Here is a 12,813-nt window from a genome sequence, read left to right on the forward strand (position 1 = left end):
TCCCGCACCGGCGTCCATCCCGATGAGGTGAACGCCGGTGCGGGACCGGTTCAGGCCGCCGCCCCGTTCCGGTGGGAGAAGGCGGTTTCCGCGCTGGTGACGAACTCCAGCAGGCAGGTACGGCCGTCCTCCGACGCGCGCCTGGCCCGCAGGATCGCCGCCGCCACATCGTCCGGGTCCGCCACCCGCTCCGCCCAGGCTCCCAGCGATTTCGCGGTTTCGGCAAAATTGCCGCCCAGGTCGCGTGCCTTGTGGACGTCGTGCGACAGCTTCATGTGCGGGATCTCGATCGCCATCGTATTGTTGTTCAGCACGATCGTGCAGGATGGGATGCCGGCGCGCACCGCCGTCTCGATATCCAGCCCGGTCATGCCGAACGCCGCGTCACCCATGAAGTTGACGCAGAACTTGTCGGGCGCGGCCACCTTCGCACCGATCGCCAGGCCCAGGCCGGTGCCCAGCTGGTGGGACTTGCCCCAGCCCAGATAGGAGCGCGGCTTCGTCGCCACGTAGAACGGCAATAGCTGGTCGCGCGGACTGCCGGAATCATGTGTCACGATCGCCTCGGCGGGATCGATCACGCGGATGAACTCCGCCATCACGTGATACGGGGTGATCGGCGTTTCCTTCGACGTCAGCTTGGCCTGCCAGCGTTCCAGCCAGGTCGCTCGCTCCGCCGCGATCTCGGCCGCCGGCGAGGCATTCGGCATCCGCCCGCCCAGCTGGTCCCTCACCGCCGCGACCAGCGCCGCCAGGGTCAGGCGGGCGTCGCCGAGGATCGCCACCTCGGTCCGGTGCTGCTTGTGCAGGTCGCGCGTGTCGTTGGTGGCGTGGATGACCGGCACGCCCTTGGGCAGCGGCGGCGTGGTCAGCGGATGGCGGTTCAGCCCGGTGCCGACGCCCAGGATCAGGTCGGCCTTGGTGTAGAGGAAATGCCGGCCCGGGCCGGTGAACGTATTGCCGCCGGAGCCCAGCGCCAGCGCGTGGTTTTCCGGAAACGCGCTTTTGCCGTCCACGGTGGTCATCACCGGGGCCTGCAGCGCTTCCGCCAGCGCCACCAGCTCATCCGATGCCTCGGCGTACAGCACCCCCTGCCCGGCCAGGATCACCGGGCATTTCGCCGCCACCAGCAGCTTCGCCGCGTCCTCCACATCGCGCGGGTCGGGCGCGGAGCGGGTCGGGCGGATCGGCGTATAGGCCGGTGAGTCGAAACCGGTCTCGGCGTTCGCAAGGTCGCGCGGCACTTCCACCATCACCGGGCCGGGCCGGCCGTTCTTCAGCGCCGCGTAGGCGCGCCGCATCACGTCGGCGGTGGAGGCCGGCGTGCGAATCTCCTCCACCTGCTTGGTCACCGAGGCATAGGTGACGGCGGACCGGAATGTCGGGAAGATCTGCGACTGGTCCACCGCCTGCGCCAGCGGCAGGAACAGCACCGGCACCGAGTCCGAAAACGTGGTGGCGATGCCGGGAAACGCATTCTCCGACCCCGGACCGTACTGCATGGCGAACACGCCGGGCGGCCGGCCATTGGTGACCCGGGCATAGCCGTCGGCCATGTCGACGCCGACCCGTTCCTGGCGGCAGATGATCGGGCGGATGCCGGCGGCCACCGCATTCTCGATGATCGAGGTGGTGGGGAAGCAGAACAGCGTTGTCGTGCCCTCTCGCTTGAGGATCTCGACGATCGCGTCGGCTGTGCGCATGCAGGGTTCCTTCCCGGGATTGGCGTGATTGCCGGCGACCCTAGGCAGGCGGCGGCCGAACGGCAAGGCGGGCGGCAAGGCGGGCTTGCCCCCGTCGCGGACGCACGCGAAACTCCCGGCGGGACACGCCAGGAAGACAATCATGACCGACCGCGCCGTCATCGGGGACACGCCGCGCCGGCGCGAGGACGCCCGGTTCGTCACCGGCCGCGGCGCCTACCTGGACGACCTGCGCTTCGACGGGCTGGCCCACGCGGTCTTCGTCCGATCCGACCATGCCCATGCCATCCTGCGGCGGGTCGATGCGATGGCGGCGCGCGCGGCACCCGGCGTGATCGCGGTGCTGACGGCCGCCGAGGTCGCGGCCGACCGGCTGAACCCGCTGCATCCCACCGCCGACACCAACGCGCAGACCGGCGAACCTCTGCGCTTCCTGCCGCAGCCCCTGCTGGCGCGGGAGAAACTCCGCTACGTTGGCGAACCGGTGGCGCTGGTGATTGCCGAAACGAAGCACCAGGCGATGGATGCCGCCGAATCCGTGGCGGTGGACGCCGATCCGCTGCCCTGCGTTGTCCAGGCCGACAAGGCGCTGTCCCCCGGCGCCCCGCTGCTGAGCGAGGCTGTCCCCGGCAATCTATGCCTGGACTGGCGCTGCGGCCAAGCGGAAGACGTCGACGTGACCCTGCGCTCGGCCGCCCACGTCGTGACCATCGACGTGCAAAATCATCGCGTCGTCACCAATCCGATGGAGCCGCGCGGCGCCATCGGCGTGCACGATCCGGCCAGCGGCCGCACAACCCTGTTCGTCTCCAGCCAGAGCATCCATACCAACCGCGATGCCGCCGCCAGGGTGCTGGGCGTCGATCCATCGATGATCCGCTTCGTCGCGCCCGATGTCGGCGGCGGCTTCGGGGCGAAGAATTTTCCCTATGCCGAACATGCGCTGATCCTGTGGGCGGCGCGCCGCACCGGACGGGCGGTGAAATGGATCGCCACGCGTACCGAAACGTTTCTGGGCGATCACCAGGCGCGCGACCACCAGGCCAGGGCAACCCTGGCGCTGAACGGCGAGGGCAAATTCCTGGCCCTGCATGTCGACAGCATCGCCAATCTGGGCGCCTATCTGGTGGGCAGCGCCGGCGGCGTGCAGACCAATCAGTATGTGCATCTGCAAGGCACCGTCTACGATGTTCCCGCCGTCTCGCTGCGGGTGCGGGCAGTGATGACCAACACCACGCCGATCGGCGTCACCCGCGGTCCGGGCTTCGGCGAGGCGGCCAACATCATGGAGCGGCTGATCGATGCCGCCGCCGCGCATTGCGGTTTCGACCGCATCGCGCTGCGCCGCCGCAACTTTGTCGCCGCCACCCCGATGACCAACGCACTGAACTTCGTCGTGGACAGCGGCGACTTTCGCCGCCACTTCGACGCCGCCGTCGACGCCGCCGACCTGGCCGGCTTTCCCGCCCGCCGGACGCGGGCCGAACGCGATGGCCGCAGGCGCGGCATCGGCATCGTCTGCCACATCAAGGGCACCGGCGGGCTGCCGACCGAGAACGTCGATATTCGTTTCGAGCCCGACGGAACCGTCTCCCTGATCATGGGCACCCAGACCATCGGCCAGGGGCACGAGACCACCATGCCGCAGATCGTGGCGGACCGGCTGGGCATTCCGAACGCGCTGATCACGCTGAAGCAGGGCGACACCGACCTGATCCCGATGGGCGGCGGCCATGGCAGCTCCCGCGCCACCTATATGGGCGGCACGGCCATCCATCGCGCGGCGGAAATCATCGTCGCCAAGGGCAAGCCGGTCGCGGCCCGAGCGCTGGAAGCCGCCGAGGCCGATATCGTGTTCCAGGACGGGCAATTCCGGGTCGCTGGTACCGACCGGACCATCGCCCTGCTGGACGTCGCCGATCTGGCACGTCAACAGAACGACCCGTTGGACACCTATCACCGCTGGACACGCGAAGCGATGACCTTCCCGAACGGCACCCATGTCGCGGAGGTGGAAGTCGATCCCGACACCGGGCGCACCACGCTGGAACGGCTGACCGCGGTCGATGATTACGGCGTGCTGGTCAATCCGATGGTGGCCTCGGGCCAGGCGCATGGTGCCATCGCCCAGGGCGCCGGCCAGGCGCTGCTGGAACATGCCCGGTACGATCCGGACAGCGGCCAGCCGGTCGCCAGCTTCATGGACTACGCGATGCCGCGCGCCGGCGACCTGCCCAGCTTCGATCTGCGTTTCTCCCCCACGCCCTGCACCACCAATCCGCTCGGGGTAAAAGGCTGCGGCGAGGCCGGGGCGATCGCGCTGTTCCCCGCCATCGGCAACGCCATCGCCGATGCGGTCGGTGTCACCGGCCTGAGCGGGGCCGCCTCGCCGTATCGCGTGTGGCGGGCGCTGCAACGGCGCGGCTGAGGCGCGCGCGCTGCCACAGCACCAGCGCCACCAGCACCGCCGGGATCGCGGCCGCCACCAGGAAGGACAGCTGCAGCGCCGGAACCAGACCCTGGTTTGCCTGGCGCAGCTGAAACACCAGCATCAGCACCGTCGCGCCCGTCACCGTGCCGATGCTGCGCGTCGCCATGCCCAGCGCGCCCGCGACACCGCGATCCCGTTGCGGGATCGTCGCGGTCAGGATGTCGAAATACGCCACCTGAAACAGCCCCATGCCGAAGCCGGCGACGAACATCGCGGCCGACAGCAGGAGCTCATGCGGCACCTCGCCGGCCAGCGAGATGCCGGCCAGCCCGACCGCCGTGAGCGCCATGCCGGCAATCGCCACCGTCCAGGACGACCAGCGCGCCACCACCCGCCCGGCCAGGGGCGCGGCGACCATGATCCCCAGCGGCGAGGTCGCCAGCACCAGCCCCGCCACCGGCGCGGACAAACGGGAAACGTTGCTTAGGTAGAACGGTGACAGCAGCATGATGGAGAACAGCGCCAGGTTGGCCAGCGCAAAAGCCAGGTTCACCATGGTGAAGGTGCCGTCGCGGAACAGGCCCAGATTGATGATCGGACGCTGTGCCCGTGCCTGCCGCCGCAGGAACAGCCGGAACGCCACGATGCAGCCGATGGCGCACACGCCGAACCACAACGGCTCCCGCAGCCGGTTCAGCGCCAGCAGGAACAGGCTCAGCCCCAAGGCCAGCAACAGGCCGCCGGCCGCGTCGAACGTCTCCTGCCGGTCGGCCCGCGGCGATTTCGGCAGGGTCCAGGCCAGCAGGAACGCCGCCCCGGCCAGCGGCGCGCGGAACAGGAAGACCGCCGACCAGCCAAACCGTTCCACCACAAGACCGAAGATCGAGGGACCAAGCGCGGCTCCAAGCCCGAACATCATCATGTAATGGCCCAGCACGCGGGCGCGCTGTTCTTCCGGGAACAGCGAGGTCGCCAGCGCCGGTCCCACCGCCAGGATCAATCCGGCCCCGATCCCCTGTGCCACCCGCCCCCCCAGCAGCCAGCCGTAGCTCGGCGCCGCCGTGCAGGCGATGAAGGCCACGGTGCTGATGCCGGTGCCCAGCAGGAAGATGCGGCGATAGCCCAGGATGTCGCCGATCCGCCCGAAACTCAGCAACAGGCTGGTCTGGGTCAGCACGTAGCTGATCACCACCCATTGGATCATCGGGATCGGCAGCTCGAAGCGCCGGACGATATAGGGAAAGTCGATATTGACCGACGAATCGAGCGGCACGACCAGCGTACCCAGCCCGACGATCAGCAGGGACGCCAGCGCGCGCGGCGTCACGCCGGACGCCTTTGAGGATGCCTCTGGGGATGCCTCTGGGCCGGACGTCCTGGAGGATGATTCACGGAAGACACTCTTGCTCGCAGGCCCCGCATCGGCGCTCTTTCATCCAGAAGACCACGGTCGGTCGGGGCATTCTCGGCGAAGACGCGGGAGGCGGCCCCATGCCGCCATGATACTGCCGGCCATGATGGCGCCCGCCACGATGGTGCGCGCCTTGGCAAGCCTCACCGCGGAAGGGGCCGCCGGCGGTCAATGTCCAGGGCGCCCGACCTCAGGTCAGGTGCCGGCGGAAGAAATCCAGCGTCGGCTGAATGGATTCCGCCGCGCGATCGGCCTGCGCGACCTCGGCCATCTCGATCGTCCCGCCCGCCTTCCGGTAATTGCGGATGAACCGTTCCGGCTCGTTCACATCCTGGTTGCCCACCGGATCCCGGTAATCGTGCGGTCCATCGACCGGGCGCCCCTGAATCCACAGTGCCGGCGGCAGCGCAACCTTTTCGCCGCGTTCCAGGATCAGCATCGGGTTGCCTTCCTCCATCGCCGCCTCGGTCTTCCAGTACAGATCGTGACGGTCGGGGATGTCCCCGACCCAGGCGGGCGGACTGCCGGATGCCTGCAGCGCCTTGGCATTGCGGTAGCGTGACAGCGGGTTGATCACCGGCCATTGCATCACCACGCAGGCGACCGAGGCATCCACCTTGTTCCCGTCCGGGCCATCCGGCGACGGTATGGCAGCGTAACGAGGATCGGCGGGACGCATGGCGGCCAGCATGGCCAGGTGCCCGCCGCTGCTCTGGCCGGAGATGCCGACCTTGTCGGCGCGCAGATTGAGCTTGGCGGCATGCGCCTTCAGCCACCGGATCGCATAGTTGATGTCGATGGAGGACGCCGGATATCCGGCACCGGCATGGCGGAAATTCAGCGCGGCGACGGCGATACCGGCCTTGGCCAGCGCAAGGTCCCGCGCCTCATTGTCCGTCAGGTCGCCGTTGCACCAGGCGCCGCCATGCACGGCGGCGATCACCGGAAACGGCCCGGTGCCGACCGGCATGAACAGGCGAAGCCGCTGCGGTCCATCCGGATGCTCGATGTAGTTGAAATCGGCGACGGTGTAGTCGAAGGACTGACTGCTCATCCGAACGCTCCTCTTCGTGCTTTGGCGCCGAGTGTAGGCCCGAGCCGAGCCGCCGGGCAACAGAGCCCAAAGGACACAGGGCGCCAAAGGACACAGGGCGCCAAAGGACAGAGCGCCAAAGGACCCGGGGCGTCATACGGATAACCGGCCGCGCCATCCATGGCCGGCCCGCGGCGTTGTCTTGCCAGCGCCCGGCAGGGCCGGGATGCTGTACCCGATGGAGATCGCCCTGCCCTCTCCGCCCATCCCTCGCGCTCGGCTGGGCGCCGTGCTGGGCATCAACCAGACCCTGTCATGGGGCATGAGCTTCTACCTGCCCGCCATCCTGGCCGGCCGCGCGTCCGAGGGGCTGCATGCCAGCTCCTCCGCCATCCTCGGCGCATTCTCCTGGGCGCTGCTGATCAGCGGGGCCTGCGCGCCCCGTGTCGGCCACTGGATCGATCGCCATGGCGGGCGCGGGGCCCTGCTGACCAGCATCGTCGTCATCGCCGCCGGGCAGATGATCCTGGCCGCCGCGCCAGATGTCATCGTCTGGTTTCTGGGCTGGACGGTGATCGGCGTCGGCATGTCGATGGGATTGTATGATGCCGCGTTCGCGACGGTCGGCGGATTGCTGAAGCAGGAAGCCGCGCCGACCATCACCGGCATCACCCTGGTCGCCGGCTTCGCCAGCTCCGTCTTCTGGACCCTGGGCTCCGCACTGATCGGGCCGTTGGGCTGGCGCGGCCTGCTGCTGGCCTATGCCGGCATCATGCTGCTGGTGAACCTGCCGATGGTCTGGCTTCTGGTGCCGCCCGCCCCGCCGCGGCCGCGGTCCGCCGCCATCGCCACGCCCGCGGACGGGTCCGGGCACCGGCCGGAACGCCTGGCGGTGGCCTGCCTGGGCGGGTTCTTCGCCCTGCGCTGGTTCATCACCTCGGCCATCGCCGTGCATGTGCTGGAGCTGATAGGCGGCATCGGCCTGACCGCCGCCGAGGCGGTTTCGGTCGCGGCGCTGATCGGCCCCGGCCAGGTCGCCGGGCGCATCCTGGAATGGACGATCGGCCCCCGGATCGATCTGCTGGTGAAGGCCAGGGTCGCGGCGATGCTGTTCCCGCTGGGCGCGGCGCTGCTGCTGACCGCCGGCTGGATCGGCCCGCTGGCCGCCGCCATCCTGTTCGTTCTGCTCTATGGCATGAGCAACGGGATCATGACGATCAACCGCGGCACCCTGCCGCTGGCGCTGTTCGGCGCCGAGGGCTACGCGCTGATGCTGGGATGGCTTGCGGTGCCGGTGCAACTCGGCCAGGCCTTGGCGCCAGCGGTGACGGCGCCGGTGGTCGCCACGCTGACACCGCTGCATGTGCTGCTGCTGGCCGGCGCGACCGGCGCGGTGGCGGCCCTGCTGCTGTTCACGCTGCGGCTGCCGCGCTGATCCAAGGGGGCGCGTCGGCCGGCCTTTGCCCGGGCCGGCTGCAGGGGCTGATCATTGCCGCGACGCCAGCACCGCGTCGATCCCCGGCAGGTCGCGATGGTGCAGCAGCAGCACGCCGTTGGTGGCGGCCAGTTGTTCCGCCGCCGGCGTGAACCGGTTGTTGGAAACGACGATGGCGAAATCGGCATCCTCATGCGCCCGCGCCGCCGCCGCCTCCTGCACCGACTTGTTGCCGACAGGCCGCGTGTAGAGCTTGCACTGCAGGACGATGCGCACCCGGTCCTTTTCGGCGATGACGTCGACGCCCTGGTCGCGGCTCTGCAGGGTCGTCCGCGCGGTCCAGCCGGCGAGGCGGAGCTGGTCGGCGCAGAAGGCTTCGTAGGCGGAGGGGGTCATGGCGTCGGAAAATCCGTGCGGCGCCGGGCGCGCTTCGAGCGCGGCTTCCACCCGGTCGGCGATCAGCGCCGCGATTCGGTCATGATGACGCGTCAGCGCCTTGCGTTCCGCGCGGGTGATCGACGGTTCGACATGCTGGCGGATGAAATAGTCGATCTCCTTTTCCCATCGGCCGAATTGCGGCTTGCCGTATGGGTCCGGCGTCACGAGCTGGGCGCGACGGCGCAGCAGCGGCGTCAGGTGCTGTTGCGTCAGCGCGATGACCTGGCGGCGCAGCGTGTAGCGTGCCGCCGCGCGACCGGTCAGGCGCAGGGCGGGGATGGCGGCGAGCAGCAGCAGCCCGGCCACGACCCAGGATGCCGGGCCATGCGGCTGCCGCAGCACAATGGCGGCGGCGCCGGCAAGCAGGCCCAGGAGAACGACCAGTGAGACCATCCGACCGCGTGGTAACCCCGTGCAATGACATCATCCGCTATCCGGCCCGGCGCATCACGCCAGGGTCGGCGAAGGCTACCGCCACACCCGGCTTCCGGCGACGGCCGCGCCACCCCGGGACCGCTAGCATGGATGGCCGGCCTTCGCCGATCGCTCGTGCGGACAGTCGGCCTTCGCCGATCGCTAGCATGGATAGTCGGCCTTCGCCGATTGCTGGCATGGACAGTCGGCCTTCGCCGACCATGGCAGGAAAAGCGCCAGATCGAGGGCCCCTGATCTTATACCGCCAGCGCCGCGCGGGTGGGGAGAACACCGGCGGCAGGGCTGCCACTACAGCCGGCCGTGCAGTCCGGCCCAGGTGACCGCCAGCCGGTCGCCGAGGCGACGTGGCCCCGGCGGCTTCGGCCAGCGGCGCAGATCGCGGCGGCCCAGCACCGCCGGCAGCACGGCGGCCACGGCAGCCCGCGGGACGGCCGGCGCGGCGCGCAGGAAGGAAAGGCCGATCTCGGCCACCTCGCGCAGAGCCCGCTGGGCCGCGACGCCATCGGGCTCCTCGATGAATCCCTCCGGCACAAGGCCGTGCCGCGCCAGCAGCGCCGCCGGCAACAGGCAACGCCGCCGAGCGGCCAGGGCACCGCTGGCGCGCAGCAGGCCGGCCACGCCATAGGCCGCTCCGTAAGGGCGTGCCACTTCCGGGTTCGGAGCACCCAGCGCTGCGGCGGCGGCCACGGCCAGCCCGCCCGGCCCGGCCAGCACCCAGTCGCGCCATTCGGCGTCGCCAAAGAAGTCGCCATAGGCCTCCAGGTCCCGCGCCTCGATCAGCGGCAGCAGATATGCGGGGTCCAGGCTGCCCGCCTGGATCATGCGGCGCAGCGGCGTGGCGATCTCGTGGTGGCGCGGCGCGCCTTCCACCACCTCCCGCCACCAGTGCAGGCGCATCAGCGCCAGGGTCGGGTCGCTGGCGACTTCCCGCGCGCGCGCCAGCTCATGATTGAAGGCGTACAGGACCATCAGCGTGTCGCGGCGCGGCGCGGGGGCGAACAGCGCGGTCAGGAAGCGGTCCGGATCGTGGCGCCGCACGGTTGCGGCAATGTCATCTGTGGCAGCGGTCATGCTGGGCATGGGAGGTGCCCCGGCCCGGCGGCGCCGGCAAGGGCAGACCGCACGTCGGCGGGCAGGGTTGACGGGTCCGCGGGCCGGCCATAGCTAACGATCAGGCCGCTTTCGGGCCTTATCCGAACAACCCATCGGAGGACAGCATGGCTTTCCAACTGCCGACCCTGCCCTATTCCACGTCGGCGCTCGCCAGCCGCAAGATGTGCCAGGAGACGCTGGAGCTGCACCACGGCAAGCACCACAACGCCTATGTCGTGGCCCTGAACGGCTTCGTCGAGAAGGATCCGTCGCTGCAAGGCAAGTCGCTGGACGAAATCGTCAAGTCGACCGCCGGCGCAGGCGGTCCGGTATTCAACAATGCCGGCCAGCATTGGAACCATATCATCTTCTGGGAGAACATGAGCCCGACGGGCGGCAAGATTCCCGGCAAGCTGGAAAAGAAGATCAACGAGGATTTCGGCAGCGTCCAGAAGTTCAAGGACGAGTTCAAGGCCGCTGGCGTCAGCCAGTTCGGCTCCGGCTGGGCCTGGCTGGTGCTGGCGCCGGACGGCAAGCTGAAGGTGACGAAGACGCCGAACGGGTCCAACCCGCTGGCCACCGGCGAGGGGAAGGTGCTGCTGGGCTGCGACGTGTGGGAGCACAGCTACTACCTGGATTTCCGCAATGTCCGGCCGGACTATCTGCAGAACTGGCTGGATAACCTGGCCAACTACGAATACGCCGAATCGAAGCTCTGATCGGCGGCATTGGAAAAACCGGGTCCCGCGGGGCCCGGTTTTTTGCTGTCTGCGCGATGGCGTGCGGCCAAACGAAAACGGGCGGGGAATGTCCCCGCCCGCCCTTCGTGGTGCGTGTTCATATTCGTCCCGCGACCACCAGGATGATCACGATCAGCAGGATCAATCCCAACCCGCCGCTGGGGTAATACCCCCAGCCGCCGCTGTACGGCCATGTCGGCAGCGCCCCGAGCAGAAGCAGGATCAGGATGATCAGCAGGATTGTCGACATGGTCGGCGATCCTTCACTTCTTCACGGCGTCACGAATGGCGTCCTTGGCGCCGCCGACGGCATTCTGCACCTTGCCCGCCGCCTGCTCTGCCTTGCCCTCGGCCTCGGTCTTCGCGTCCCCGGTCACCTTGCCGGCCATTTCCTTTATCTTGCCCTTGCCCTGATGCATCACGCCTTCGACACGATCCTTATCCATGGTCGGTTCTCCTTCAAAACGGGTTCAGTCTCGCGCGTCAGTCGCGCGGTTGTGACCTCACACTTCCGACAGCAGCGGCCGTCGCAGGGATGCCGCGCCGCGGCCATGGCAACGAGCCGGCATCGACCGGCGAGTGAGAACATGGCTATCCTTTCCGCGGCTGCTCACGGAGAGGAACATCGTGGCCAGTGCTGGCGAAACAAGTCGTATGGGCGCCGTATCAATTAAACTTGACGTCACGGCGGCGTGAGAAACGTCCCCGCCCGTCAGATTTCCCTCTTGGCGAGTTTCCCTCTTGGCGAGCGACCCTCTTGGCAGGACGCGGCCGTCCGGTATGAGTTGTCCCGGAACACATCCAATGGGGGAAACGATGGCCGGTCTGTATTACGAGGAATTTTTCATCGGGCAGGAATTCGAGCATCCCTGGACCCGCACGGTGACGGAAATGGACAATGTGCTGTTCACGAACCTGACGATGAATGTGCAGCCGCTGCACCTGGACGCCGAGTTCGCCTCGAAGACCGAATTCGGCAAGCCGCTGGTGAACTCGATCTTTACGCTGGGCTGGATGGTCGGCGTGTCGGTCAATGACACCACGCTGGGCACCACGGTGGGGAATCTGGGGTTCACCGAGGTCCGCTTCCCCAAGCCCGTCTTCCATGGCGACACGCTGCGCGCCCGGTCCAAGGTACTGGCGATGCGCGAAAGCAAGTCGCGGCCGGAGGTCGGCATCCTGGAGTTCGAGCACACGTGCTGGAACCAGCGCGGCGAGATGGTGGCGATCTGCAAGCGCCAGGCGATGATGCGCAAGCAGCCGAAATCCGGCTGACACACGCGATGAGCCGCCCGCCCTCCAAGGACAAGCCACAACGGACGTCCGCCAGCCAGCCCGCCAAGGCGGATCGGATGGCGCGGGAGGCGGCGGCCTTGCGTGCCAACCTGCTGAAGCGAAAGGATCAGGCGCGCAAGCGGGCCGCCGCGCCTACGAAGCCGGAGGGGGAGCGGTAATGCTCCCCCTTTTGCGGGATTACAGCGGGTCCCAACCGAACAACTGCTCCGACGTATCCAGCGGCATGAACGCCGCCTTCATTGCCGGGATGCACTGCTCGGCGATCGTCTCCGGCGTCCAGCCATCGGCGCGGTGCACGATGCGGATCGGGCGCGGCGAACTGAACAGGTAGATCTCGTTCATTCGCGTGCCGAACACCTGGCCGGTGACGTCCCTGGCCGCGTCGGAGGACAGATACACCGCCAGCGGCGCGTTCTTGTCCGGCGTCATCTTCTGCGCCTTCTCGACCGCCGCCTTCTGCTCCGGCGTCGTGGTGGGGATCGAGCTGGTCATGCGGCTCCAGGCCCAGGGCGACAGGCAGTTGGAACGGACATTGTACCGTTTCATATCCAATGCAATCGACTTCGACAGCGCGGTGATGCCCAGCTTCGCGGCAGCGTAGTTGGCCTGGCCGAGATTGCCGACAAGCCCGGAGGTCGAGGTGATATGCACGAACGACCCGCTCTCCTGCTTGCGGTAGTGCTCCGCCGCGGCGCGGGAGACGAAGAAGCTGCCGTTCAGATGGACGGAGATCACCGACAGCCAGTCATCCTCGGTCATCTTGTGGAAGATGACGTCGCGCAGGATGCCGGCATTGTTC

General features: G+C 68.3%; 13 protein-coding genes. 5 read left to right on the forward strand and 8 right to left on the reverse strand.

What is annotated here, in order from left to right; all coding sequences use genetic code 11:
* Positions 1–50: 50 nt before the first annotated feature.
* Positions 51–1,865, reverse strand: a complete 1,815-nt coding sequence (locus VHC04_RS10590; RefSeq protein WP_325680869.1) for a thiamine pyrophosphate-requiring protein — start codon at positions 1,863–1,865, stop codon at positions 51–53.
* On the opposite strand from VHC04_RS10590, the gene VHC04_RS10595 reads away from it, so the two are divergent.
* Positions 1,846–4,131: a xanthine dehydrogenase family protein molybdopterin-binding subunit gene (locus VHC04_RS10595; RefSeq protein ID WP_325680871.1), complete on the forward strand. Its 2,286-nt coding sequence runs from the start codon at positions 1,846–1,848 to the stop codon at positions 4,129–4,131. The genes VHC04_RS10590 and VHC04_RS10595 overlap by 20 nt on opposite strands.
* On the opposite strand, the gene VHC04_RS10600 is transcribed toward VHC04_RS10595, so the two are convergent.
* On the reverse strand, positions 4,067–5,461 hold the full coding sequence (locus VHC04_RS10600; RefSeq protein WP_325680873.1) for an MFS transporter: 1,395 nt from the start codon (positions 5,459–5,461) through the stop codon (positions 4,067–4,069). The two genes, VHC04_RS10595 and VHC04_RS10600, sit on opposite strands and share 65 nt — an antisense overlap.
* A 274-nt stretch (positions 5,462–5,735) precedes the next feature.
* Entirely contained in the window at positions 5,736–6,599 is an 864-nt protein-coding gene (locus VHC04_RS10605; RefSeq protein WP_325680875.1) for an alpha/beta hydrolase, read from the reverse strand.
* A gap of 205 nt (positions 6,600–6,804) precedes the next feature.
* Here VHC04_RS10605 and VHC04_RS10610 point away from each other — a divergent pair, with 205 nt between their 5' ends.
* Complete coding sequence (locus VHC04_RS10610; RefSeq protein ID WP_325680877.1) at positions 6,805–8,013, forward strand: MFS transporter; 1,209 nt, start codon at positions 6,805–6,807, stop codon at positions 8,011–8,013.
* Positions 8,014–8,064: 51 nt separating this feature from the next.
* Here the strand turns inward: VHC04_RS10610 and VHC04_RS10615 are convergent, their stop codons facing one another.
* Together VHC04_RS10615 and VHC04_RS10620 are read right to left on the reverse strand one after the other, a co-directional pair.
* Positions 8,065–8,844 (reverse strand): restriction endonuclease, encoded by a 780-nt coding sequence (locus VHC04_RS10615; protein ID WP_325680879.1) that lies wholly within the window; start codon positions 8,842–8,844, stop codon positions 8,065–8,067.
* A gap of 330 nt (positions 8,845–9,174) precedes the next feature.
* A complete protein-coding gene (locus VHC04_RS10620) occupies positions 9,175–9,957 on the reverse strand; it encodes a squalene/phytoene synthase family protein (protein ID WP_325680881.1) in 783 nt (260 codons plus the stop codon).
* A 146-nt stretch (positions 9,958–10,103) separates the two neighbouring features.
* On the opposite strand from VHC04_RS10620, the gene VHC04_RS10625 reads away from it, so the two are divergent.
* A complete protein-coding gene (locus VHC04_RS10625; RefSeq protein WP_325680884.1) occupies positions 10,104–10,697 on the forward strand; it encodes a superoxide dismutase in 594 nt (197 codons plus the stop codon).
* A 118-nt stretch (positions 10,698–10,815) separates the two neighbouring features.
* On the opposite strand, the gene VHC04_RS10630 is transcribed toward VHC04_RS10625, so the two are convergent.
* Together VHC04_RS10630 and VHC04_RS10635 are read right to left on the reverse strand one after the other, a co-directional pair.
* Positions 10,816–10,968, reverse strand: coding sequence for a DUF3309 family protein (locus VHC04_RS10630; protein WP_325680886.1), 153 nt, complete (start codon positions 10,966–10,968; stop codon positions 10,816–10,818).
* A 13-nt stretch (positions 10,969–10,981) separates the two neighbouring features.
* Positions 10,982–11,164 (reverse strand): CsbD family protein, encoded by a 183-nt coding sequence (locus VHC04_RS10635; protein ID WP_325680888.1) that lies wholly within the window; start codon positions 11,162–11,164, stop codon positions 10,982–10,984.
* A 358-nt stretch (positions 11,165–11,522) separates the two neighbouring features.
* Between VHC04_RS10635 and VHC04_RS10640 the strand changes: the two genes are divergently transcribed.
* Positions 11,523–11,993: a MaoC family dehydratase gene (locus tag VHC04_RS10640; protein ID WP_325680890.1), complete on the forward strand. Its 471-nt coding sequence runs from the start codon at positions 11,523–11,525 to the stop codon at positions 11,991–11,993.
* An 8-nt stretch (positions 11,994–12,001) separates the two neighbouring features.
* On the forward strand, positions 12,002–12,172 hold the full coding sequence (locus VHC04_RS10645) for a hypothetical protein (RefSeq protein ID WP_325680892.1): 171 nt from the start codon (positions 12,002–12,004) through the stop codon (positions 12,170–12,172).
* A 19-nt stretch (positions 12,173–12,191) separates the two neighbouring features.
* Here VHC04_RS10645 and VHC04_RS10650 read toward each other — a convergent pair.
* Positions 12,192–12,813 (reverse strand): SDR family oxidoreductase (locus VHC04_RS10650; protein WP_325680894.1); only part of this gene is annotated, 622 nt, incomplete at its 5' end.

The organism is Rhodopila sp., assembly GCF_035548095.1.
Taxonomy (GTDB): Bacteria; Pseudomonadota; Alphaproteobacteria; order Acetobacterales; family Acetobacteraceae; genus Rhodopila.

Excerpts from the sequence above, each read along its gene's own strand:
- VHC04_RS10595 (WP_325680871.1), top strand. The coding sequence starts at position 1,846 with ATGACCGACCGCGCCGTCATCGGGGACACGCCGCGCCGGCGCGAGGAC.
- VHC04_RS10590 (WP_325680869.1), bottom strand. The coding sequence starts at position 1,865 with ATGACGGCGCGGTCGGTCATGATTGTCTTCCTGGCGTGTCCCGCCGGG.
- VHC04_RS10605 (WP_325680875.1), bottom strand. The coding sequence starts at position 6,599 with ATGAGCAGTCAGTCCTTCGACTACACCGTCGCCGATTTCAACTACATC.
- VHC04_RS10610 (WP_325680877.1), top strand. The coding sequence starts at position 6,805 with ATGCTGTACCCGATGGAGATCGCCCTGCCCTCTCCGCCCATCCCTCGC.
- VHC04_RS10615 (WP_325680879.1), bottom strand. The coding sequence starts at position 8,844 with ATGGTCTCACTGGTCGTTCTCCTGGGCCTGCTTGCCGGCGCCGCCGCC.
- VHC04_RS10620 (WP_325680881.1), bottom strand. The coding sequence starts at position 9,957 with ATGACCGCTGCCACAGATGACATTGCCGCAACCGTGCGGCGCCACGAT.
- VHC04_RS10625 (WP_325680884.1), top strand. The coding sequence starts at position 10,104 with ATGGCTTTCCAACTGCCGACCCTGCCCTATTCCACGTCGGCGCTCGCC.
- VHC04_RS10630 (WP_325680886.1), bottom strand. The coding sequence starts at position 10,968 with ATGTCGACAATCCTGCTGATCATCCTGATCCTGCTTCTGCTCGGGGCG.
- VHC04_RS10635 (WP_325680888.1), bottom strand. The coding sequence starts at position 11,164 with ATGGATAAGGATCGTGTCGAAGGCGTGATGCATCAGGGCAAGGGCAAG.
- VHC04_RS10640 (WP_325680890.1), top strand. The coding sequence starts at position 11,523 with ATGGGGGAAACGATGGCCGGTCTGTATTACGAGGAATTTTTCATCGGG.
- VHC04_RS10645 (WP_325680892.1), top strand. The coding sequence starts at position 12,002 with ATGAGCCGCCCGCCCTCCAAGGACAAGCCACAACGGACGTCCGCCAGC.